Source organism: Pseudoroseicyclus sp. H15 (assembly GCF_054353345.1).
In genome coordinates this window covers 626,889-646,887 of the sequence record NZ_JBTHJE010000005.1, presented here as the reverse complement: position 1 = coordinate 646,887, position 19,999 = coordinate 626,889, and the positions used below count along the sequence as shown (strand labels likewise).

At 62.9% G+C, this 19,999-nt stretch carries 27 protein-coding genes; 11 read left to right on the top strand and 16 right to left on the bottom strand.

All coding sequences use genetic code 11. The features are described 5' to 3' along the window. The 12 genes from ACXN5S_RS13920 to ACXN5S_RS13865 all read right to left on the bottom strand — a co-directional run. A partial coding sequence (locus ACXN5S_RS13920; protein ID WP_458606040.1) for a hypothetical protein occupies positions 1-235 on the bottom strand: 235 nt, incomplete at its 3' end. Beyond that, positions 213-1,415 carry a phage portal protein gene (locus ACXN5S_RS13915; RefSeq protein ID WP_458606039.1) on the bottom strand — a complete coding sequence of 401 codons (1,203 nt, stop codon included), beginning with the start codon at positions 1,413-1,415 and terminating at the stop codon, positions 213-215. The genes ACXN5S_RS13920 and ACXN5S_RS13915, both read right to left, overlap by 23 nt. A 76-nt stretch (positions 1,416-1,491) precedes the next feature. Next, positions 1,492-3,231 carry a terminase large subunit gene (locus tag ACXN5S_RS13910; RefSeq protein WP_458606037.1) on the bottom strand — a complete coding sequence of 580 codons (1,740 nt, stop codon included), beginning with the start codon at positions 3,229-3,231 and terminating at the stop codon, positions 1,492-1,494. Continuing rightward, complete coding sequence (locus tag ACXN5S_RS13905; protein ID WP_458606035.1) at positions 3,231-3,740, bottom strand: hypothetical protein; 510 nt, start codon at positions 3,738-3,740, stop codon at positions 3,231-3,233. The genes ACXN5S_RS13910 and ACXN5S_RS13905 overlap by 1 nt, the downstream gene beginning before the upstream one ends. An 80-nt stretch (positions 3,741-3,820) precedes the next feature. Next, a complete protein-coding gene (locus tag ACXN5S_RS13900; protein ID WP_458606033.1) occupies positions 3,821-4,165 on the bottom strand; it encodes an HNH endonuclease in 345 nt (114 codons plus the stop codon). Positions 4,166-4,315: 150 nt separating this feature from the next. After that, positions 4,316-4,846, bottom strand: a complete 531-nt coding sequence (gene nusG / locus ACXN5S_RS13895; RefSeq protein ID WP_458606032.1) for a transcription termination/antitermination protein NusG — start codon at positions 4,844-4,846, stop codon at positions 4,316-4,318. Next, entirely contained in the window at positions 4,843-5,421 is a 579-nt protein-coding gene (locus ACXN5S_RS13890) for a hypothetical protein (protein ID WP_458606031.1), read from the bottom strand. The genes nusG and ACXN5S_RS13890 overlap by 4 nt, the downstream gene beginning before the upstream one ends. Positions 5,422-5,597: 176 nt before the next feature. Then, positions 5,598-6,242 (bottom strand): hypothetical protein, encoded by a 645-nt coding sequence (locus tag ACXN5S_RS13885; protein ID WP_458606030.1) that lies wholly within the window; start codon positions 6,240-6,242, stop codon positions 5,598-5,600. Beyond that, on the bottom strand, positions 6,239-6,469 hold the full coding sequence (locus tag ACXN5S_RS13880) for a hypothetical protein (RefSeq protein WP_458606029.1): 231 nt from the start codon (positions 6,467-6,469) through the stop codon (positions 6,239-6,241). The genes ACXN5S_RS13885 and ACXN5S_RS13880 overlap by 4 nt, the downstream gene beginning before the upstream one ends. A 125-nt stretch (positions 6,470-6,594) precedes the next feature. Beyond that, the gene (locus tag ACXN5S_RS13875; protein ID WP_458606028.1) at positions 6,595-6,915 is read right to left on the bottom strand and encodes a hypothetical protein; all 321 of its coding nucleotides are present in this window, start codon (positions 6,913-6,915) and stop codon (positions 6,595-6,597) included. Continuing rightward, positions 6,912-7,370: a hypothetical protein gene (locus tag ACXN5S_RS13870; RefSeq protein WP_458606027.1), complete on the bottom strand. Its 459-nt coding sequence runs from the start codon at positions 7,368-7,370 to the stop codon at positions 6,912-6,914. Before ACXN5S_RS13870 ends, ACXN5S_RS13875 begins: the two co-directional genes overlap by 4 nt. 235 nt (positions 7,371-7,605) lie before the next feature. Further along, positions 7,606-7,878, bottom strand: coding sequence for a hypothetical protein (locus tag ACXN5S_RS13865; RefSeq protein WP_458606026.1), 273 nt, complete (start codon positions 7,876-7,878; stop codon positions 7,606-7,608). A gap of 88 nt (positions 7,879-7,966) precedes the next feature. Between ACXN5S_RS13865 and ACXN5S_RS13860 the strand changes: the two genes are divergently transcribed. From ACXN5S_RS13860 to ACXN5S_RS13810, 11 genes are all read left to right on the top strand, one after another. Then, positions 7,967-8,302, top strand: coding sequence for a helix-turn-helix domain-containing protein (locus ACXN5S_RS13860; RefSeq protein WP_458606060.1), 336 nt, complete (start codon positions 7,967-7,969; stop codon positions 8,300-8,302). Positions 8,303-8,520: 218 nt separating this feature from the next. Continuing rightward, positions 8,521-8,769: a hypothetical protein gene (locus ACXN5S_RS13855; protein WP_458606025.1), complete on the top strand. Its 249-nt coding sequence runs from the start codon at positions 8,521-8,523 to the stop codon at positions 8,767-8,769. Continuing rightward, positions 8,766-8,942 carry a hypothetical protein gene (locus ACXN5S_RS13850; RefSeq protein ID WP_458606024.1) on the top strand — a complete coding sequence of 59 codons (177 nt, stop codon included), beginning with the start codon at positions 8,766-8,768 and terminating at the stop codon, positions 8,940-8,942. Before ACXN5S_RS13855 ends, ACXN5S_RS13850 begins: the two co-directional genes overlap by 4 nt. Then, a complete protein-coding gene (locus tag ACXN5S_RS13845; RefSeq protein WP_458606023.1) occupies positions 8,939-9,274 on the top strand; it encodes a hypothetical protein in 336 nt (111 codons plus the stop codon). The genes ACXN5S_RS13850 and ACXN5S_RS13845 overlap by 4 nt, the downstream gene beginning before the upstream one ends. Beyond that, positions 9,271-9,606: a DUF6378 domain-containing protein gene (locus ACXN5S_RS13840; protein WP_458606022.1), complete on the top strand. Its 336-nt coding sequence runs from the start codon at positions 9,271-9,273 to the stop codon at positions 9,604-9,606. Before ACXN5S_RS13845 ends, ACXN5S_RS13840 begins: the two co-directional genes overlap by 4 nt. A 56-nt stretch (positions 9,607-9,662) precedes the next feature. Then, the gene (locus ACXN5S_RS13835) at positions 9,663-9,935 is read left to right on the top strand and encodes a DUF2312 domain-containing protein (protein WP_458606059.1); all 273 of its coding nucleotides are present in this window, start codon (positions 9,663-9,665) and stop codon (positions 9,933-9,935) included. Positions 9,936-10,032: 97 nt separating this feature from the next. Beyond that, complete coding sequence (locus ACXN5S_RS13830; protein WP_458606021.1) at positions 10,033-10,251, top strand: hypothetical protein; 219 nt, start codon at positions 10,033-10,035, stop codon at positions 10,249-10,251. Further along, complete coding sequence (locus ACXN5S_RS13825; RefSeq protein WP_458606020.1) at positions 10,251-10,694, top strand: hypothetical protein; 444 nt, start codon at positions 10,251-10,253, stop codon at positions 10,692-10,694. The genes ACXN5S_RS13830 and ACXN5S_RS13825 overlap by 1 nt, the downstream gene beginning before the upstream one ends. 423 nt (positions 10,695-11,117) lie before the next feature. After that, positions 11,118-12,197, top strand: coding sequence for a tyrosine-type recombinase/integrase (locus ACXN5S_RS13820; protein WP_458606058.1), 1,080 nt, complete (start codon positions 11,118-11,120; stop codon positions 12,195-12,197). A gap of 164 nt (positions 12,198-12,361) precedes the next feature. Further along, complete coding sequence (locus ACXN5S_RS13815) at positions 12,362-12,685, top strand: hypothetical protein (protein ID WP_458606019.1); 324 nt, start codon at positions 12,362-12,364, stop codon at positions 12,683-12,685. Next, positions 12,672-13,979, top strand: a complete 1,308-nt coding sequence (locus ACXN5S_RS13810) for a hypothetical protein (RefSeq protein WP_458606018.1) — start codon at positions 12,672-12,674, stop codon at positions 13,977-13,979. The genes ACXN5S_RS13815 and ACXN5S_RS13810 overlap by 14 nt, the downstream gene beginning before the upstream one ends. 505 nt (positions 13,980-14,484) lie before the next feature. On the opposite strand, the gene ACXN5S_RS13805 is transcribed toward ACXN5S_RS13810, so the two are convergent. From ACXN5S_RS13805 to ACXN5S_RS13790, 4 genes are all read right to left on the bottom strand, one after another. Further along, a complete protein-coding gene (locus ACXN5S_RS13805; protein WP_458606017.1) occupies positions 14,485-15,447 on the bottom strand; it encodes an O-methyltransferase in 963 nt (320 codons plus the stop codon). Further along, positions 15,444-16,766: an ATP-binding protein gene (locus tag ACXN5S_RS13800; RefSeq protein WP_458606016.1), complete on the bottom strand. Its 1,323-nt coding sequence runs from the start codon at positions 16,764-16,766 to the stop codon at positions 15,444-15,446. Before ACXN5S_RS13800 ends, ACXN5S_RS13805 begins: the two co-directional genes overlap by 4 nt. Further along, the gene (locus ACXN5S_RS13795; RefSeq protein WP_458606015.1) at positions 16,763-17,731 is read right to left on the bottom strand and encodes a DNA-methyltransferase; all 969 of its coding nucleotides are present in this window, start codon (positions 17,729-17,731) and stop codon (positions 16,763-16,765) included. The genes ACXN5S_RS13800 and ACXN5S_RS13795 overlap by 4 nt, the downstream gene beginning before the upstream one ends. A gap of 361 nt (positions 17,732-18,092) precedes the next feature. Next, complete coding sequence (locus ACXN5S_RS13790; RefSeq protein WP_458606014.1) at positions 18,093-19,895, bottom strand: putative bifunctional diguanylate cyclase/phosphodiesterase; 1,803 nt, start codon at positions 19,893-19,895, stop codon at positions 18,093-18,095. Positions 19,896-19,999: the final 104 nt, after the last annotated feature.

Genomic DNA, 19,999 nt, shown 5'->3' with positions numbered 1-19,999 from the left:
TAATGTCGCGCTTGCCGATGGACCGCAGTGCGGCACTGATCCGGCGCTCCGTGTTGTCGGTCGCGGTCATCGGGTCCAGACCGATCTGACCGTAGATCGAGATCTCCGCGTCATCGCCCCGGGCGGCCGCGACGACGGTCGGATCGAACGCATCCACCGTGTCCTCCGGTGCCTCGAACACCAGCGCCTCGGATTTCTGGAACGCCTTGATCTCAGGCAGCTTGCGGAGGCTCATCGTCATTTCCTTTGGGAAGGGTGGCCGCGCTCAGGCGGGGCGGCAGGTTGTCGCTGTGCGGCAGGTCCAGCCAGCCGCGGACCTCGTCGACTTCGAGGAAGGGTTGGTGCCCGCCGGCGCCGAGACCCTTGGCGAAGAAATCGGCCTGGTCCTTCATCGAGCCGCGCAGAAGCGCACCGGCGTTGAACTTGGCCTCGTAGATCTCCTGCTCGTCCTCGGTGAGCAGGTCGCGTTCGATGGCCTGCTGCCAGGCCTCGAACCAGGGCGAGAGCCCGTAGCGCACGAAGAACTGGCCGAGCACATCGATGCCCGAGCCCCAGGACGTGTCGTCGACGGCCAGCAGCGGACGCGGCACACCGAAGGGCCGGGCGATCTCCTCGATCTGCAGCTTGCGCTGCGCGGTGGCTTCACTGTCCCGGCCGGACATCCCGCCCCCATCGAGCTCCATGCCCTCCTCGAGGATCTTGGTCCGGTGGGCGTTCGACGCGCCCTCGTGCTCGGCCATGCTGTCGCGCAGGCGCTCGAAGGCCTCGGGCGAGAGCTTGCCCGGGTGCCTTAGCACCTGGCCCGCAATCACCCCCTGCCGGAAGAGCCGCGCCGAGGCGCGCTCCGCCTGAAGCGCAAGACCGATGGCTTCGGCCGCCTGGCGCACGAGCGACAGGCCGGTGATGCCGTCCTCGCTCATCCCGTAGCGCAGGTGGAAGATGTCGCGGCCCGAGTAGACCGCCTCGCCCTGCCCGTCGCGGCGCACGCGGTATTCGAGGCTCCAGTCGGGCCGCTGCTTGACCGTCACGCGGGCATTGGCGATCGGCACCAGCTGGATCACACGGGGCCCGCTCATCACCTTCAGCGCAAAAGCGTCCCCATCGATGAGGGCGCGCTGCTGCATCAGCGAGCGGAACTCGAAGGCGGTCTGCCAGGCGTTGGGGCGGCGGTGCAGGAGGCGGAAGAGCGGATGGTCCGACGCCTTCTCGGCATCCGCCTTGCGGTGCAGGTGCAGCGGCAGCATGCCGACGGCGAAGCTGATGAGCGAGACGCAGCGCAGGACCGTGGTGTTGCGCAGCGCCGTCTTCGCGTTGACCGAGGCCCCGGATTGGGTCTGGGTCCCGGCCCCGCCACGGATGAACTCCAGCAAGCGCGGATCGTCGAGGCTCATGAACTCGCCGCCCTCGCCGGCCATGGCACGCGGGCCGGCACCGGGCGCTGCGGCTGTTGGAGCGGGCGCAGACTTGAAGAGACCTAGGAAGCCCACGTCGTCAGACCACCAGGATCCCGCGGGAGTCGTAGACGGAGGGGCCCTTCCCCACCGGATTGCGGGCCATCAGCTGGAAGGCGTTGAAGCCCGCAACGAGCGGGTCGATCTTGGCCTTGCCGGCCGCTTCCTTGGTCACCACGACGGCCGACCCCCTCTGTTCGGTTTTGGCATTGCCCAGCACCCAGTCCATCATCGGCTGCCCGTAGTGCCGGACTTTTTTGGCCTTCAGGGCCCGCTCCATCCCCCAGATCGCGGGCGAGAGCCGGTAGCCCTGCCCGATCGCGACCATCTGGCCGTCGGCGATGCCCAGGGCGTCGAGCTCATCGACGATGGCCGAGACGCCCGCCGGGTCGAGCCCGATCGCCGCCTTCTCGGGCAGCAGATCCGCATCGAGCAGCCGGCCCACGATCTCGGCGATCTCCTCGATGTCGCCGGCAGGATTGTCCGGCCCGAGTATGACCAGGTCGCCGTCCTTTTCGAAATCGAGGAGGCGGGCGGAGATTTCTTTGCGCCGTTCGAACACGTCGGACTGCGCCCAGGCCCGGAACCAGGCGATCCATTCGCTGGTCTCGCGATCGCGCCCGAAGACAGAGAGGCCGAGGAGGTCATCGAGGCCGCCGCCGTCGATGCCCACGACCGCCACCTCGACGCGAGCGATGAGCGCTTCGAGGGCGGCGAGCCCCGTCGGCGCATCCTCGGCACGGCCTCGGCCTGTGCCACAGAAGCTCGCGCCGGCCCAGTACTCGGCCCCGATCCAGCTGTCGCCCTTGAGGCCGACGCCCACCTCGACATTAAAATGCTGCGAGGCGAGCAGCGCCAGGGCGGCGGGGCCGTCTTCGGTTGCGGCGCGGAGTTGATCGGCCAGGAAGGTCCCGTCGACAGAGACGCCAAGATTGGGATTCACGAGGCCCCAGGTCTCGGGGTTGCGCCAATCCTCGGCGAGGTCCGGCGGCAGCTCGTAGAGCACCGGCAGGATCGGCAGCTCGATCTTTCCGTCGCGCACCGCCCGGGCCCGCGTCAGCTCCGCCTTGAAGACCCCCGCCGGCGGCTCCTTCGACTGCGTCGTGATCTGCATCAGGAAGCCATCGGGCCGGGAGGCGAGCGCGCCGCGGATCTCGATGAAGACATCCGCCGCCTTCGACTTCTTGGCGAACTCATGCGTCTCATCGATCAGCGTGTAGGTCGCCTTGCCCCCGGTGATAGCGTCGGTGTCCGCCGCCTTGATGGCAATTTCCGCGCGGCTCACCAGGTGGGTGATCGTCCGCATGTGCTCGCGGACATGGAAGAGTTTTTCAAGCTCGGCATCGGCCCGGATGATGCCCCAGGCCTGCTTGAAGGCAATTTTGGCGATCGTCATCGTCGGCGCGATCAGCAGCAGCTCCGCCTCGGGCCGCTCGTTGAGGATGGCCGCGGTCACGATGATCGCGGCCGCCATGGCGCTCTTGGCGTTCTTCTTGGGCACGAGGAGAAAAATCTCGCGCAGCATGCGCCGCTTGGTCTCGCGGTCGTAGGAACCGAAGATGGCCCGCACCAGGTCGAAGACCCAAGGCTCGCAGGCCTCGCCATTGGTCGGCATGCCCGGCACATCGGGGATGCGCAGCCGCTTGAAGATCCGCACCGCTCGCTCGGCCTCGGCGTCGAAGAGCGGCAGCTCCGGCATCGGCGTGCGCCGGTCCCGGATCATGTCTTGCCAGGCCGGGACGGCGGTGGCCCAGGCGGCGGAGCGGACAGGCGCGCTCATCAGTGCGGCTTCGCCTGGGGCCCGAGATGCCCGAGGAGATCATCGCCCCAGGCATCGCCGCCGGCGGACTTGGCCTCCGCCAGGCGCGCCGCCTTCTTGCCCGGCGCCACCGGCGCCTCCTCTTCGCCTTCGGCCTGGCGCTCGGCGATGTTGCGATCGGCGGCGAGGCGGGCGTCGCGGTCGAGCATGTCGCGGAGCTGGCGCATATGCGAGGCGCTACCTTCCTCCAGCGCGGCCCGGGCCGTCTTCGCGAAGATCGAAAGTTCGAGCCGCTCTCGGGCTGTGTCGCGGATCTTGAGGGTGGATCTAAAATACCGCTTCAGCGACGGCACCGAGATCCCCACCGCTTTTGCGATGCGCTCGTTCGCCCAGCCCCGCACCAGGGCTGCTTCCACCATGTCCCGGTCTTCCGGGGTGATCTCCAGAGCCGGCCGCCCACGCTTGCCGTGGCGGTCCCTGACGGGATTGCCGAAGAGGTCGGTCTCTCGATCGTCCGAAAACTTCGTCATGGCTCGAAAAAATTCTCCGCGTGGGGGAATGGTGCCGGTCTAGGCCGGAAGGCCCTCCGGACTTTTGCCCCCCCTCCCCCTCAGCGGCGGCGGCGGGAGGCGGCCTCTTCCCTCTGCTTTGCCCCGTCGTGGCAGGTCGTGCAGAGGCATTGCAGGTTGCCTTCATCCCAGAACAGCGCCTCGTCACCCCGATGCGGGATGACGTGGTCGGCGACGAGGAGCGAGGTGTCCGCCTCCAGTCTGTGGCACCGGCGGCAGGTGAAGAGATCGCGGGTCAGCACCTTCCAGCGAAGACGCTGCCAGCGGGCCGTCTTGTAGAGATGGCGCAGCGGGTTGGTCCGCCGCTCTTCCACATCTCTCGGCAGAAAGCCCAGGCGCGCCGGCGCGCGGCGCAGCTCGGGCTTGAGCGTCTTGAGCCGACCCATCAGGTCAGATCGCGATTCGGAATGTCAGGACATAGCTTACGCACTGGCGCTGCCGGGACCCTATCGGGGGAAGGCAGGCTGCGGGCACGACCGGCATCTAGGCCTGGTGCGACCACTACGTCGGACGTTTCCATCGCCGTAGCCCTCATGTCAAGCCCGGGCGGCACGGGCATGCAGAGGATCAAGGCGGACAGGAACCGAGCGCCCGAGCATTTTGACCTCGGCGACAAGGCGCATGTCCCGATCCTCTCCAGCATCGATGAGGCAACGGAAGGTGGCAAGGGAACCGGCGAAGCTGCCTCCCACGATGTCGAGCAGGTCACCCGGCTGGTACTCATCCACCCGCTCACCCGCACGGATCGCATTCATGCGCTCCGTGAAGTCGCGCTCGATCTGCGCCAGCTTCGGTCCGACCCGCGGGACATCCCGCCGAGGGATCGCCAGCATCGTGGATGCCATCAGAGGGTGGTCGACCACAGTGCGCCAGGTCTCTGTGGGCAGCTCCGGCAGGAACACATAGTTCGGCCAGACCGGGCGGCTGACCGGCTGAGGCCTGCGCCGCTTGCCGATCCGCCGTGCCTGGACCTCGCACGGCACCCGCGCATCGATGCCCGCCGCCCGCAGATCAGCCGCCACATCCAGCTCGCGGCCGGTCCGCGCATATCCGATCCACCACGTCACGCCGCAGTCCCCTTCTGTTTCGCCAGCTCGTCGATCAGGGCCTCCGCCCAGGCGCGCTGCGCCTTGTAGGCGCGGGCCCATGCCACGTCGTCATCTGTCAGCGACCAGCCGCCCGCCTCGCGCTCTTCGATCAGGGCAAGGCGCCGGCCATTCTCCTGCGCCCGCTCCAGGATCAGCTGCCGGTCGCCCGGCTTGTAGGGCGGCACGCGCTTGCGCTCGAAGAACTGCGCCGTCTCCACGAGCGTGCCCGCCGCCCGGGCGCGCGGCCCCTCAACCGAGGCGAACCAGCTGCGCAGGGCCGGCAGCTCGGCCAGCGGGCGGGGGCGGACGATCTGTGCCAGGCCCCGGAAGGTGGCCATCGAGGGCCAGATGTCGCGCTTGGCCCCATCGCCATGCACCTCGACCATCCGGCGCAGCGTCTTCAGATCGTCGTCGCTCAGATAGGCCAGGTCGTCGGCCAGACCGTCGAGAAGGCGGCCATGCGCCTCGGCATCTTCGCCGCGCTTCGTCCGGAAGCCGAGCGGCGCGTAAAGCAGGCGCCGCACCCGGTCGCGGTTGGATTCTGTCTCAGCCATGTCTTGCCCCTTTCTCAGCCGTCCCACCTCACCGCTCTCGCTCCCCGCAGTGTCCGGAGCGGAACGTCTTATTCTCATTTCTGATTCTGACTCTAGGAGCGGACTGTCCGGGAGTGTCCGGCGGAACGTCCTGGACAGTCCCGGACTGTCCAGCGGACACTAATTCACGAGCAATCTCAGCGCCTTGTCATCAGACCATCCGTCCAGCCTTCCCGTTGGGCCTTGTCGAAAGCGGCATCGAAGTGCTGCGCCATGCGCCGCCCCTTCACGTTGCCGATGAGCCAGGCATCGATCCGCTCGACGAGCGTGTCCGAGACGATCTCGGCTTCGGCGAAGCGCCGGGACTCGCGCATGCGGAAGCGAACGCGGTCGAGCCGCTTGCGCACCGCATCGTTGCCCTTGGCGACCTCCGCCGCCTCTCGCTTCGTGATCTGATCGAGCAGCACATCGAGCACCTTGTCGTGCATCAGCCGCCGGTCACCGCGGTCGCTCATGCAGGGCTCCCATCGCCAGAGCGGCGAGGGATCGCGCGCGCAGAGCGCCTGCCATTCGTCGAGACCGATGCGCAGAAGCCGGGCCTGCTGCAGCGGATCGACGGGCAGCGTGCCGAGCGGCGACTGGTGCTGCGCATGGAAGATCAGCTCCAGGTAGCAGGCCCGGACCTCGCGCTCCGCCCGCAGGTAGAACTCGCTGTTGAAATAGGTCTGTGTCTCGAAGCGCAGGAAGTACTGCCCTGGCAGCCGCTGCCCGGTGGGGATCGGGTAGGTCGGCAGATCGGTGGCAGAGGTGATGAGCGTGGGCCGGGCCGGAGTGCCGGTCATGCGGTCCTCCGATCCTGCGGTTCCTGCAGCACATCGAGGAGGGCCGCCGCTGCGCCGGGACAGCCAAGTTGCGCCTTGAGCCGCCCCGCCAGCGCTTTGCCGTCGAGACCGGCCAGCGACGCAACCAAATGGAAGTCGCCGCTCCCGATCCAGGACGGGCTGACCCCGTCAATTCCGAGCGCATGAGCCCGGGTGGTCATCGTCCGCCCGGCGGCGCGGTAGGCCACCGCAGTGATGCAGGCGCGTAGGACAGCGATCCAAAGACGGCGGCAGGCCTCAGGGTCCAGATCCGCCGCCGGAATGACGGGGCGCCCACTCTCGGGGTCCGCGAGGTGAGGCAGAGAGGCCGTCATCAATGATACCTCGCACCCCGAGGAACAAGCTCGGCCAGCGCCGCCCGCACCTGCTCCGGCGAGGCGAGCAGCTTACGCAGGCGCGCCATCAGCGCCGGGCCATCCAGCCCCGCCAGAGACGCAACCATGTGGAAGTCGCGCGAGCCGAGCCATCCCGAAGCCCCCACATGGCCGTCACCCAGCTCACAGCGAAACGCGTCGGCGATGCCCGCGCGCAGCACCTCCAGCCAGAGCGCGCGAAGAGGATCGCGGCGTTCCGGTGCCGCGCTGGCCACCTGGAGCGCCGTCTCGCGCAGGACCACGTTGCGCCCATGGATCATTCGCCCGCCTCCACCATCGCAACCGCGCGGCTGGCGCAGTCGATAAGGGTCCGCAGGCGGGCCGCGGTGGCGGCGCGCTCGGCTGGCGTCAGCGTCGCCCCGCCCGGGCCCCTGGGATTGATGGCGTCGATCAGCGCCGCCGTGGCGCCTCCGCCCTGCACGGCGAGGTCGCCGATCAGCTGAGGCAGCGAGACGTCGCGCCGGTGCTTGAACGGCGGCGGGTCGTCCAGTCGGCCAGCCGCCAGACGCGTGAACGGGAACTCCCCGAGCGCGTCCTCAACGACGATTAGTGCATCGACTGACACCGCGATCTGGCCGGAGGCCATGCGGCTAATGGTGGAAGTGGTCGTGGTGTGACCGCTGGCCTGGCAGACAGCCGCGGCAGCTTCCGCGCCGCCAAGCCTGCCAACCAGTTCGCGAAAGATGGCGGCATGGGCCAGAGGGACCGAGACCATGGCTAATCCCTTGATTGACAGTGATTTAGGTTGAGCGATGGCCGGCAGAGGCGGCGCCCGAGCTCTCCGGCCCGGTGCTCCGCCCCCTGCCCGCGCGCCCGCCCGTCGGCCAGGGCCGGCGCGATCTCATGCGAAAGCGGATTTCCTTCGCGGAGACTCGAAGGGGTGATGTGATGGGCACATGCTGTTGCGCACGAACTTACGCCCTCACCTGCGCCGAACAGCGAGCCGACCATCATGCGGCCCTCTCGCCTCGGAAGTCGGTGAGGGTGGGCGCATCCGGCTGGCGAGCGTGTGCGTTGGCAAGATCATCAGCCGTGACGTCCAGACCTCGCCTTCCGCTACCCGCAATCAGGACAGACCAGTACGCGGAAGGCACGCTGCGCCGCTGAAACCAGCGATGGATCGCAACCAATCCGAGCGAGGGATTGGCCGCGCGAGCGTCAGCCAGAATGGCTTGGCGATCAGGCCACATTTCGAGAAGTGCTATCACGTCGCGGTCACTCATAGCGCCCAGCTTTATGACCAATTAGGTCATTTTACAAGGGGCCAAATCGGTGATTGATGCCATTCCGGTCACAGAGGAGGTTCCGCTCATGACGGGCCTCCCCACTCAACGGCTCCCCCAAGAGCTACAGACAGCGATGCGGCCCGATCAGATCGGGAGGCGCCTCAAGCTGCTTCGAGAGGCCCACGGACTGCGCCCGTCAGAAATGTCCGACATGCTCGGGATCGAACGCACCTACTGGTCTCGCTTCGAAAACGGCAAGAGAGCGATAACCGACGCGGTTGCCGCCCTGCTTGTCGCGAGGTTTGGGGTCACGCTCGACTTTTTGATTCTGGGCCGCTGGGAAGGCTTGCCGCTTGGGCTAGCCCAGAAGATGCGCGCGCTGGACGAGAAGAACAGCTCATCTAGCGACTCACCGGTCTGAGACGCCCGCAGCGCCAAGTTGTACAGCCTTAGGTTCCCCCTCCAGTAACTCAACGGCACGACTCCCCTTCGAGAACAAAATAGAAACAAAACCGAATGGGGTTCGTCCAGTGCTAGAATTGACGCCCCTCAAATGACCATTTGGGTCACTTTTTAGATTGACTATGACCGATATGGTCACTAGCTAGCAGCTTCATCGGCCACCCGATGGAGCCTCACATGCCTTGCCTCGCCGCCCGCCCTCGCATCCGCCACCACTGGAGCCGCGCGCTGTTCTGCCGGCACCAGATGGTCTGGCGCCGCGACACCCTCGCAAAGATCGCTGACTGCCCGCGCTGCGGCGCGTCCTACTACCCGGAGGGCGGTTGGTTTCATCCGCAGATGCCGAGCTGGGTCTCCATGTCTCTCGCGATTGTTCCCGCGGCTGCCGTCCTGCTCTGCACGATCCTACTAGCGGTGCTGGCATGACCCGCGCCGACCCGCCCCGCGCCGTCATCGATGCGCGCGCCGTTCTGGCGGCGCCCGATCAGTACCACCCATCCCTTGTCGCCCTGGCGCGGCTGGTCACGGCCACCTGGTACGGCACCCGCCGCCGCCAGCTGCGCCCGAAGCTGCGGGTTATCGAAGGGGGGCGGGCATGACCGGCGCCCAGCCCTACGACCCCAACGAGGGGTTCACCCCCTCCGAGCGCGTCCAGCTCCGCGAAATGCGCCTCACTGCCGCGCAAGCCCTGCAAGATGGCATCGGCACGGCCGAGCGGGTCCTGCTCTCAGAGATGAGCCTGCTGCGCGACCTTGCCGCCGCGCGCGGGCTCCACCTCGCGCCGCCCATGCTCGCGCCGGTTCAGGGCGGCTGGCAGATCATCGACCTTCTCGCGATCGGCGCGCAGGGTGACAGCATCTCGGGCGCCATCGACGATTGGTGCGCGCGGGTGGATCGCCTCTACTGCGCGTCCCATGCAGGCGCGGCATGACCCAGCCTCGCACCATCATCCTGGCCGAGGCCAACCGCGCGGTGACCGTGGATCGCGCCGCCACGCACGGCTCGGCCGAGCAGAGCTTCGGCCAGCTCGCCGCGCTCTGGTCTGCCCTCACCGGCGCCGCGATCACCCCGGCCCAGGTGGCGCTCATGCTCGCGCAGCTCAAGATCGTGCGCGCCTGGAATAACCCAGGCCATGGCGACAACTGGGTCGACCTAGCCGGCTATGCCGGCCTCGGCGGTGAAGTCGCCGGCGCGCCGGTCCAGCGGGCACCCCGGCAGCAAGGCGGGCCGCCCGAGGGCCTCTTCATGCCCAGCGATGAATGAGCCCCGCCCCCCCTTCTCTCACCCCTCCCGAGGAGCCTCCCATGCCTGACGGCCAGATGAAATCCGACCCCGACTTCGACGCGGCTCAGAAGCCCGTCATCAGCGCCACCGGCGCCGAGCTGCGCGCCTTCATCGAGCGGTATGAGCGGCTCGACGCGGAGAAGAAGGACATCGCGGATGCGCAGAAGGAGGTGATGGCCGAAGCCAAGGGCCGCGGTTTCAACACCAAGGTCATCCGCAAGATCATCGCCCGCCGCAAGCGCGACGCCGATGACATCGCCGAAGAGGAATCCGTCATGGAGCTCTACCTCTCCTCGCTCGGCATGTGACCTCTTCCGAGTTGCGGCGATGCCCGGGTCTCCTCCACCCCGCCGCCCACCACTCACGCGTCCGGCGCGGGCATCCGCCGGCAGAGGAGTTCTCCCTATGGCAGACCTGCCCGCCTTCGCCCGCTTCTGGATGATCGCCCGCCAGCCCCGCCGGCAGGGCGACAAGACCGAACCCCGGCAGCGCTACAGCTCGCGCGCCGATGCGTTCGCCGCCGCCACGCGCCTGGCCGAGCAGAATGACGCGCCCTTCGTCCTCCTCGAGGCGGTCGAGGTCATCCGGCCCGGTGCGGCCCCCACAACGGGAGAGCTCTTCTGATGCACAAGATCTTCGACACGCTGACCCGCCTCTGCGACGAACTCGATCAGATGCCGGTGAAGGACATGCCCGAGCGGCTGGTCACCGAGATCCTTGAACAGGGCGGCCACTTTCCCCGTGCCGACTTCAAGGCGCTGGAGACAGGAGAGGTGCGGGCAATGGCGCAGTTCCACCTTCATGCGCTCACCGCAACCGCGCCCACCCCCATGCAGGCTGCCGATCTATGGCGTTGCGTCGCCCGCACCGCGATCGGCGGCTACGAGGCGCCGGCGAGCAACCTCACCGTTCGCCAGGCGCAGCTAAGATGGCTGGCAAGTACGCCACTGGCCCAGCTCGACCCCGACATGCGGCGTCGCTGGGCGACGCTCGCCCTCTCAATCAGCGAAGACTGGGTCACCCGGCGGCGCGCCGCCCAATTCATGAAAAAGGGAGCCGCAGCATGAAGCTCATCGATCGGAACATCGTCACCTTCGAAGGAAGCGTCGGCGACCACGCCATCCAAGCGAGGCTGACCGGTGAGAGCGTCCGGGCAGGCCTTGAATGCGCCCGGTCGCAGAGCGAACTGCGCGCCAGAGCTCTAGCTTGCTCGTGTCCCCTCGCCGGACCCTGCCATGCCTACGTACTGCGTCGCGTCGGAAACGAAGAGTAGAGCTTATGCCGTCGGCTACTCCGTCCAGAGCTCGCCTCACCAATGCCCTCGCAGCGTGGGCAGAGGCTGGCCTGCAGGTCGGGACGCTGCGTGTCAATGCGGACGGCTCCTTTCAGATCGAGACGCCCGCGCAAGAGCAGCCGGAGACGAAACTTGTTTCCGAATCGGACAACGTCGCGCACCCTCGCCCGAAGCAGTGGAAAATCAGGTGAGCGAGATGCGCGTCGACTTCCCGGGCCTGCTCATCGAGCGGCACCGAAACGGCAGCCTCCGATACCGCGTGCGGGTGGAGGGTCGGAAGAACGAACGCATCCATATCCCGGTGCCACCCGATCACCCCGACTTCGCGAACTACTACTACGCTGGCCGCGCGGGCGAGGTTTGGACACCGCCCCGCCCCAGAGCCGTCGAGAGATCACTCGACTGGCTCTGCGAGCAGTACCTGGCGTACCTAGAAGCGATGGTCGACGCCGGCCAGATGTCGGGCGCCACGTTGCGCCAGCGCAGGAGCGTGCTGACGCGCCTCTGCGACCACCAGGATGAAGATGGCGATCGCTATGGCGACTTCGATATGGATGCTCCCGCTGGCGCCTTCGTGCGCGTCCGCGATGCCTGGGCGCGTCGGCCCGGCGCCGCGGACAATCTGATCAAGTCGGTGCGGGCGGTCTACAAGTGGGCGATGGAGCGCGACGAAATAGGCCACAACCCGGCTGCCGGTATCGGCGTGATCAACACCAGCCCGAAGGGCGGCGCCAAGCCGTGGACACCTGCGGATCTCCGGAAGTTCAAGGAACACCACCCTCCAGGCACGACGGCGCACCTTTGGCTCACTCTTCAGGCTTTCACAGCCTGCAGGATCGGTGATGCCATCTGGCTTGGCCGGGAGCAGGAGGTGACACGGAACGGCCAGGTCTGGCTAGAATGGCAGCCGCGAAAGAAAGGCAGCGCGTTCGTCGCGATCCCAATGCTGCCGCCGCTCTTGGCGGCGACGCGGGCGGCGAAGGTCGTGGGGCCAACCTACCTCCTCCGGAGCACAGGCGCGCCTTTCACGTCGAGCGAAGCGTTGAGGGTGCAGGTACAGCGGTGGTGCGCCGCCGCAGGGATTCCGGCGCGATCATCGCACGGGGTGCGGAAGGCTGTCGCGGAGATGATGGCCGAGGCTGGATGTTCCCAGCATCAGATCATGGCTGTAATGGCGCATACGCAGGCGAAGACGAGCGAGGTATATACGAGAGGAGTAGCCAGACGCAGGCTCGCGGAAGACGGGTTGAGAACTTTGGTGGGGCTGGAATGGTAAGTACCCTCAAGCCAAACTCCCGATAACCAAATAGCTCACGGCTGGCAGACTCCTGACGTCTAAGAAGGAATCGTTTGGCAACTTCCCAAGGCAATATCCAAGTTCTTGATGCCTGAAAGTATTCAGAATTTTGCTCCGTGGAGGTTAAACGAAATATGTTCAAAATGGTAGAGTACTTCCAATTGAAAGGCGCAGACATGGCGAACCAAGTCACGTTAGAAATCCCAAGAGAAGATGTGGATGAGCTCAATGCTCTCAATCCAAGTTTGATCTCGACGCACAACATACAGGGACCGATGGAGGTCGTTGACCTTGTGGTCACACTTTCGGCTGCCGCCACACCGATCATCGCCGTCTTTTTGACAGGAAGATCCAAGTCGCCGACAGGGAAGAGACGCGTCGTTCTCGATGGCCAGCGTCGTGTTTTCGAGAACTACGAAGCTGAGGAAGTCGCTCGGATTTTAGAGAGCGCACGTGACGAACATTGACGATCTAGCGACGGCGTTTCTCGCGAAGCGCCCAGCCACTCGTCTAACCGGCTCCACTCGACGCATTGTCGAGCTGGGTATTGTTGAGCCGACAAGCGACAATGTCTCCCCGACGATCTTCGTATATGAGGTAAGGAGCGTTGAGGGTCGGACATTCACGACTCGGCTCTCCGGGCATCCGGTCATCTTTCTTGACAACACTGCTCTTGAAGATGCCCTGCACCTCTTTGACGCGGTTCACGCATCAGAACTGGAGAATGATAACACCAGTGATATTCTCCGAGAAGTTGCCCTGAAGCGCCTGTCCAGATCCCTTTTCGTGACAGGACATACCTACGAAGCGTTTGCGGCCGCGAGCATGGTCGAAAGCGGAGGAGAGGTATCGCTTTCGAGCTCAAAGAGCCCTCTCACCGCGTTCGTTGAACCACGCCGCAGGCAGCGGTTCGAGCAGAGGTTGCGGTCCTTTGTGATCAGCCATGAAGCCGCTCACACGCTACTAGAGACTGATCATCATACATCCGCGCGCCTAGATGAGCGCATACGAAAGCTGTCTCAGAAGCCTGGCGTTTTCTTCGACTCCGCATCTGTAGACACCAATCTGGCACATATGGTTTCGGAGCTGCCGATAGAGCCGCATCTAGCTCAAGAACTTGCTCTCTACCTTAAGTCCTCAGAGTTTGAGCGGTTCTACGGCGTCGGCCGCCGTGAGCTCTTGGCGGACCCGCAATTCATCGAAGAGGCACGATGCGATCTTTTCGCCTTTGAGGCGTCGAGGGACGGCAGCCAATCCCCCGAAGCTTCGGGCGACATCATTCTGGGTTCTGTAGCGAATTTTATGTCGCGGCATGCGCGCTTCGAAATGGACCTCCTCGACTTCCACGCAATCGATGCCGCGCCGCGGATCAGTAGGACAGACGTCGAGACGCACCTCGCCGCAAGTGGATCGCGCTTCTCCGACCTAGACAAGGGGCGTCATTCTACTGTCCAGGGGTTTCACGTCCGAACGATGCTGCTTAGCGAGGCCGTCCACGAGGCGGCAACCTACACTGGCTCCGCAGGCGAAATTACTGAAGGTCCACAGCTAGAAACTATGATCCCAAGGATTGTGCAGAGGATGATTGATATGACAGGCGGGCTATTTAGCTCGCCCGATCTACTACCAGTTGTTCTTGACGCTGCAGACAGGCTGCGAGACGGACTGCGAGCCCGCAACCATAGTGACACCGAAGTTGTGCGCGAGTTGCGCGAGCAGTATTTACAAATGGTCGGCTTGGACCGAACTAATTATTCTTAAATAGCAATAAGTACGAACTTCTCCTGGCTTTACGCTTAGAGCCATCTACAATCCAAGGACGCCACTCGGCTCGACCGATGCTAGCAGGCCACACGGATCGGCTATGCCTGGAGTGGATGGCAGTTCCGACACGAGGGAGCGAATTCGTCGCGGTCCCGATGCTCCCGCCGCACTTCGCGCAATGCTCGCGGCGAAGGTGCTCGCGTCAGCTGAATCCCTACTGTGTACGGCGAGCCGCTCACATACAGCGAGGCGCTCCGAGCTCAGGTTCAACTGTGATGCTACGAAGCTGGAAACCCTAGGCGATCTTTGTCCGGTGTGCGGAAGACCGTGACAGACCTGATGGCCGAGATCGGATGTTCGCAGCACCAGATCAAGGTGGTGTTGGCGCCCACACGGCAAAAACCAGCCAAGAATATACAGACTGCGCCGGCCTTAGGCTACTTGCGACCGACGGCACTAAGACACGCTCGCATCTCAAATGGCACAAATAGCGCATTCTCTTCTAAAAAGCTAGCTCCGCAAACCTTGGGACAAAACGAGAAATCCTTTCGAAATTCTCGAGCTCCTGCTCAGAAATACCAATCGACTTAAGCTTGCGAACATAACCTTCTCCAGTCTTCGTATCAGACTTCTCCATCAGCATCCTCTCCAATTGAGTGAAATTGAAATTTGGAATGCGGTAGAAGGAATCCCTGCCAGCAGGGCACATAGAACTCAATTGCGCATCTAACAACCGATCGAACCTTGGCCCGATCCGGGACCCTCTCTGCAGAAAACTGCCACCCACCGTAACCATCCAAGTGGAGTCTCGATAGATCACGCGAAACCTTGGTCGAAATTTTCCATCAGGCGCTCTAACCGCGAAAGCCGTCGAAAGCATGCCTGACAAGAGCTTTCCTACAGTCTCGGGGTAACGCTTCCCAGAAAAGTCAATCGGACGAAGCCGATTTATTAGCGACGACAAGGCGGGCAGACGACTGCGCAGCACCGACTTCTTATCACTTGAATTCTCAATCTTCCGCGGCATTTCACCGGAAAGAGAAACTACAAGTATATCGCCGCATTTAGACCTGTTGGCCACTGTGACTAGGTCCTCGTATACCTCAGAGTTCGGACCAGCCTCATAGTCTAGCCAAGATACGCTATTGCCCTCAAACTCGTCAACGGCAAGAAATTCCGAAAGGGGGCCGCGGTACAACGAAATCTCAGGAAATGGGCGATTGAAATAGCACCTCCTAAAGAGTGCCTCGTCACTCTCAATACTCTGGTAACTCTCAAAATCGAGATGATACTTCATCAATTGGAAGTCAACGAACTTTGTGCCGCCGAAGCCAAGATAGCGATAGTTCTGCAAATCAAGACCGGCCGCTCGGGCGGCCGTCAAATACTCAACTAGCCCACGTCGCTCCGTCTGCTTTGCCGGGCGCATATCATAAGCGATAAACCTTGCCGTCGAACCCGTCATTGATCGATCTCACTCTCGACAAAATAGTCCAGCAAATACTGACCAACTTCGGCATTCGACATGCTCCTTCTCCCAATAGCAGACTTCACCTTGGCGAGCAGTTTCTTATCCACCTTGAATTGAATTGAAGTTAAGGAGCTAGACTTGCTCCTTACAGGAGCAGCGAATGTCCGCGCCTCAAGAACAATGGACGGCCTCAGAAGAGTACTCTCCCCAATAGCATCCGAGAGCTCATCTTTCGTTATCACCGTTCCTTCTTCCTGATAGCGAGAGTCTAAGAACCGAGTTATTTGCCTTCCAATATCAGCCATCCTTCGAACACTGCGCTGCCACACAAGATTGTCCGGATTCACACCAAGCTTGGTAGTCGTCCAAGGAAGAAGCTCAGGATTCGCAGACGTGAAGAACACATTTCCAACGAAGGGTCTGTGCTTAGGCTGGAAGGATGGTAGCAACCCCTCCACCCCCCAACCTGTTAGAACGGACTTATCGGCAACTATGACGGCCCTCCCGTTGCAGAAGACGTTCCAACCTGCGGTTTCCGACGAGTATCGCTTCGAGCCGCCGGGCTCACCGAGACCAGCCGATATAGCCACCGAGACACCATACTCACTGAAAGACTCTGCAGCTGTGTTCGATCCGATCGAAGGGAGGCCACCTTCTAGCTCCTGATCGTTCAGAAAGACTCGAACGACCCGCCCCAAGAAGAAAGAATAGGCGTGCGATATGCGATTCGCGAGTTCAGTTTCGAAGGCTGCGCTCTGGAGGCGTGACTTGACGCTATCATACAGTTCTCCGATTTGAAGCTTAGTCTTGCCTGCCTTTGCCGGAGGTCGAGTCTCGATTTCAAACGTCCAACTATCTTCTGACCTAGCCTCCCACTCAGCGACGTCCAAATCTAGATCGAATCCCCCCGATGCGTGATCGGATATCATTCTGACTTTGTTGCCTAACTTGAACATCGCGCGCTTAAGCCCGATACCGTAAACGCTCAGCTTGTCCTCGAGATGAGAAGCGTCAGAGGCGCCGAATATGAAAACTTTCTCGGCTGCATCTGTGGCACTGATCCCTCCGCAATCGTCGGATACCGTGACAGAACTACTGCCAAAATTTATCGATATTGAGTGCTTTGGGACGCGGTCCTCATTGAGCATCTTCAAGTAGTCTTCGGAGGAATCGTCGGCCAGGCCCAATTGACGCAACGCCGCATTAATAGAATTATCGATTATGTCGAGAAACGCGTCAGCCAATCCAATGTCACGGGTGAGGAGAGAAATAAACAAGCGTTTCTGAGGATGCGCCGCCGCGATAACAGTCATGCAGTCTTCTCTCGTCTGTCAAAAGGATCCCGAGCCACAGCGCTTTTTTTGTCGGGCTGAGCCACTGGCCTCTCCAAAGGCCTAATTGCCAGCTCATTCGCCTGCGCTGATCGCCATCTAGATTCCGCGATGTTGCAATAGCTTGGATCAAGCTCCGCACCAATGAACCGTCTATTTGATATAGCTGCACCCACACCAGAGCTTGCAACGCCGCAGAATGGATCAAATACGAGTTGATTGTTTTGAGTTAGAGCCCGAATGAGGCGCTCGGCCAGCGCCACAGGGAATTGGCATGGGTGCGCAGTCTTTTCAACGTGGTTTGCCTTGACATTCGGAATGTCCCAGACGTCCCCAGGGTTCTTACCTAAAGGATTTCCGCTCCACTGCCCTTTTTTAGGTCCTTTATAGTGCCGTTTCCCCGGATATTTTTGCGGCACTCGCACTTCGTCGAGGTTGAAGGTAATTTCGTTCCCCTTGCTGTACCAGAGTACCGTCTCGTGTCGGCCACTGAATCTCTTCTGGGCGTGGGCTCCGTGTCCGAATGTCCAAACAATCCGATTCCTGAGTTTCAGATCGGCTTGATTAGAGAACACCCCGTGCGCGACAAAATCCAGCGGAGTCAGCTCACCGTTGAAAACGTAATTTCCTACTTGCCAAGCAAGATTGCCGCTCAGTTTCAGGATTCGAACCAGTTCAGGAGCGAGCGATTGGTGATCTGATATGAAGTCTTCGAGGCGAACTGATCGGTCATATGATTTCCCCATAAAGTACGGCGGAGAGGACAGAATAAGATCGACACTCTCCGGCCGCATTGCGCTGATGAGGTTTCGGCAGTCGCCGTTATAGATGACGAAAGGCTCTCCGGACGCAGCGGCGTCTCGTGCAAATACAGGATCTTTGGTTATCATGGTCTCGCGCCTACAGGTATAGACGAGAGTATAGCGCTTGTCGTCGCTGAGATCCATCGGAACCTGCTAAAGTTTACCGGCCAGCGCGTGTGCAGGCAATGGTGTCTAGGCTCCAAATCTGACTCCTTCTTGCTGGGAAGGAACAATGACGGCAGGTTTCGAATGAGTCACGCGTTATGTCGGGCGCGCACTAATTTTTCGCCGTCGTCAGTGACTGACGCTGAACTTCAAACATGTCGATGGCTAGCACGACGTCAAGTGGTACCGACGTGTCCCGCAGGTTTGCATCGCGGGACACATTCGTGAGCTTTTGTTTTCCCGATTCTTCTTGTCCCATCCCAGGGTCGCCCACCACTCCCCCATCTTTTCCGCTGCCAGGCAGGCCGTGATCCGACGCGCGGCGCTACGGCCCCGCCGCTCACCCCGCCTTCTGCGCGCGATCCAGCAGCATGGCCGTCATCGCATCGCGGTCGACGGCGCGGGAGAAGAGGTAGCCCTGGCCGAGCACGCCACCGATGGCCAGCAGGCGGCGGGCCTGCTCTTCGGTCTCGATCCCTTCGGCGACGACGCGCATACCCAGCTTGGCCGCGATGCTGAGAAGCCCCTCGATGATGGCCGCTCCGGAATCGGCGGGGACGAGGTGGTCAACGAAGCTCTTGTCGATCTTGATGATATCCACCGGCACCGTGAGAAGATGGGTCAGCGAGGCGAAACCGGTGCCGAAATCGTCGAGCGCGACGCGCAGGCCCTTGGCGCGCAGGTTGCGGATGGCCGATTGAACGCCGCGGTCGCCATGCCCGATGTAGACGGATTCCGTCACCTCGAGGATCACGTGCTGCAGCGGCACGTTCTCGGCCGAGAAGGCCGCCTCTAGCACCTTGTCGACATGGCCCTGCATATCGGCGGACGAGACGTTGATGCCGACATGCTGAAAGGCGATGCCCATATCGAGCCAGTGGCGCACATCGGCGGCCACGAGCGACATCATCCGTTCGGTCAGCGCGGTGGCCACGTGCACATCCGTCGTCGCCTCATGGAAGGCGGCGGCGGAGACGATTTCGTCGCCCACACGCATGCGGCAGAGCGCCTCCAGCCCGACGATCTCGCGGGAATCGAGCCGCACGATGGGCTGGTAATGGGCTTCTATGCGCCCCTCGCTCAGGGCAGCATCCACATCCTGGATGACCTTGAGCCGGCGCGTGATGTTGGTGCCGATGCCGGGCCAGTACAGCACGAAGCCGCCGCGGTGCGTGTCCTTGGCATGGTAGAGGGCCAGATCGGCGTTCTGGCGCACCCGGCTGGGGGAATTGTCGTCCTCCGACAGGATCGCGGCGCCGATCGTGGCGTTGGGTGACAGAACATGGCTGCCGCAATTGGCAGGCGCCGAAAGCACAGTGACCAGACGCTCCGCCAGCCCGTCGAGATCGTCGAGCGCGTCCTGCGATTTCAGCAGAACGGCGAACTCGTCGCCGCCGATGCGGTAGGTCTGGTCGGCGCCGGTGTGCTCGGCAATCAGCTGGCCCACCTTCACCAGCATGCAATCGCCGATGTGATGGCCGAAGGTGTCGTTCACCACCTTGAGGTTGTCGACGTCGATGGCCAGCAGCCCCCAGGCGCCCGGCGTGTCGCAATCGAGATCGGCCAGCGCCGCGTCGAAGGCGGCGCGGTTCGGCAGACCGGTGAGCGCATCGACAAAGGCGCGGCGGGAGGCCTCGATGTCGCGCATCTCGCGCTCGAGCGCGATGACGCAGAGATGCACGCTTTGCCTGACGATCTCGCGCTCCAGCTCGGTGGGGCCGCGCGGCTCGCCGTAATAGAAGGCAAAGGTCGCGATGGCATTGCCGCTGGCATCCAGGATCGGACTCGACCAGCAGGCCCGAAGGCCGAGCGGCAGGGCCAGATGCTTGTAATCCTTCCAGCGGTAATCCGTCTCGATATCCGTCACCGCGACTTCCTGGCGCGTGTAGGCCGCCGTGCCGCACGAGCCCACTTCGGGCCCGATCTGCAGCCCTTCGAACATCACCGCATAGTCGGGATCGAGGCTGGGCCCCGCCAGCGGATGCAACCGACCCTCGGGATCGACGGAGAGCATCGAGCACAGAACCCCGGGCGCCAGTCGCTCTACCTCGCGGCAAAGCTGGTCCGTCGTGCGCTCAAGGCTCTCGCCGGTGGCGATCATTTCGAGCACTTCGTTCTGAAGGCGCAACAAGGTTATGCTCATCCATCCTTTCGGGCTGAGACAGATCATCAGCCCATTACGGCGATTGCCAATCCCCGGCACGGTGTAAAAACCGCTGCCGGAGACTATAGTTCGCTTCAGTTTGT

What these genes read in the sequence shown, in the direction of transcription:
- ACXN5S_RS13875 (WP_458606028.1), bottom strand. Translation starts at nt 6,915, where the DNA reads ATGATCCATGGGCGCAACGTGGTCCTGCGCGAGACGGCGCTCCAGGTG.
- ACXN5S_RS13830 (WP_458606021.1), top strand. Translation starts at nt 10,033, where the DNA reads ATGGCAGACCTGCCCGCCTTCGCCCGCTTCTGGATGATCGCCCGCCAG.
- ACXN5S_RS13850 (WP_458606024.1), top strand. Translation starts at nt 8,766, where the DNA reads ATGACCCGCGCCGACCCGCCCCGCGCCGTCATCGATGCGCGCGCCGTT.
- ACXN5S_RS13825 (WP_458606020.1), top strand. Translation starts at nt 10,251, where the DNA reads ATGCACAAGATCTTCGACACGCTGACCCGCCTCTGCGACGAACTCGAT.
- ACXN5S_RS13900 (WP_458606033.1), bottom strand. Translation starts at nt 4,165, where the DNA reads ATGGGTCGGCTCAAGACGCTCAAGCCCGAGCTGCGCCGCGCGCCGGCG.
- ACXN5S_RS13915 (WP_458606039.1), bottom strand. Translation starts at nt 1,415, where the DNA reads ATGGCCGGCGAGGGCGGCGAGTTCATGAGCCTCGACGATCCGCGCTTG.
- ACXN5S_RS13905 (WP_458606035.1), bottom strand. Translation starts at nt 3,740, where the DNA reads ATGACGAAGTTTTCGGACGATCGAGAGACCGACCTCTTCGGCAATCCC.
- ACXN5S_RS13845 (WP_458606023.1), top strand. Translation starts at nt 8,939, where the DNA reads ATGACCGGCGCCCAGCCCTACGACCCCAACGAGGGGTTCACCCCCTCC.
- ACXN5S_RS13795 (WP_458606015.1), bottom strand. Translation starts at nt 17,731, where the DNA reads ATGGATCTCAGCGACGACAAGCGCTATACTCTCGTCTATACCTGTAGG.
- ACXN5S_RS13855 (WP_458606025.1), top strand. Translation starts at nt 8,521, where the DNA reads ATGCCTTGCCTCGCCGCCCGCCCTCGCATCCGCCACCACTGGAGCCGC.
- ACXN5S_RS13860 (WP_458606060.1), top strand. Translation starts at nt 7,967, where the DNA reads ATGACGGGCCTCCCCACTCAACGGCTCCCCCAAGAGCTACAGACAGCG.
- ACXN5S_RS13910 (WP_458606037.1), bottom strand. Translation starts at nt 3,231, where the DNA reads ATGAGCGCGCCTGTCCGCTCCGCCGCCTGGGCCACCGCCGTCCCGGCC.
- ACXN5S_RS13820 (WP_458606058.1), top strand. Translation starts at nt 11,118, where the DNA reads ATGCGCGTCGACTTCCCGGGCCTGCTCATCGAGCGGCACCGAAACGGC.
- ACXN5S_RS13790 (WP_458606014.1), bottom strand. Translation starts at nt 19,895, where the DNA reads ATGAGCATAACCTTGTTGCGCCTTCAGAACGAAGTGCTCGAAATGATC.
- ACXN5S_RS13815 (WP_458606019.1), top strand. Translation starts at nt 12,362, where the DNA reads ATGGTAGAGTACTTCCAATTGAAAGGCGCAGACATGGCGAACCAAGTC.
- ACXN5S_RS13885 (WP_458606030.1), bottom strand. Translation starts at nt 6,242, where the DNA reads ATGACCGGCACTCCGGCCCGGCCCACGCTCATCACCTCTGCCACCGAT.
- ACXN5S_RS13800 (WP_458606016.1), bottom strand. Translation starts at nt 16,766, where the DNA reads ATGACTGTTATCGCGGCGGCGCATCCTCAGAAACGCTTGTTTATTTCT.
- ACXN5S_RS13890 (WP_458606031.1), bottom strand. Translation starts at nt 5,421, where the DNA reads ATGGCTGAGACAGAATCCAACCGCGACCGGGTGCGGCGCCTGCTTTAC.
- ACXN5S_RS13865 (WP_458606026.1), bottom strand. Translation starts at nt 7,878, where the DNA reads ATGAGTGACCGCGACGTGATAGCACTTCTCGAAATGTGGCCTGATCGC.
- ACXN5S_RS13835 (WP_458606059.1), top strand. Translation starts at nt 9,663, where the DNA reads ATGAAATCCGACCCCGACTTCGACGCGGCTCAGAAGCCCGTCATCAGC.
- ACXN5S_RS13870 (WP_458606027.1), bottom strand. Translation starts at nt 7,370, where the DNA reads ATGGTCTCGGTCCCTCTGGCCCATGCCGCCATCTTTCGCGAACTGGTT.
- ACXN5S_RS13840 (WP_458606022.1), top strand. Translation starts at nt 9,271, where the DNA reads ATGACCCAGCCTCGCACCATCATCCTGGCCGAGGCCAACCGCGCGGTG.
- ACXN5S_RS13805 (WP_458606017.1), bottom strand. Translation starts at nt 15,447, where the DNA reads ATGACGGGTTCGACGGCAAGGTTTATCGCTTATGATATGCGCCCGGCA.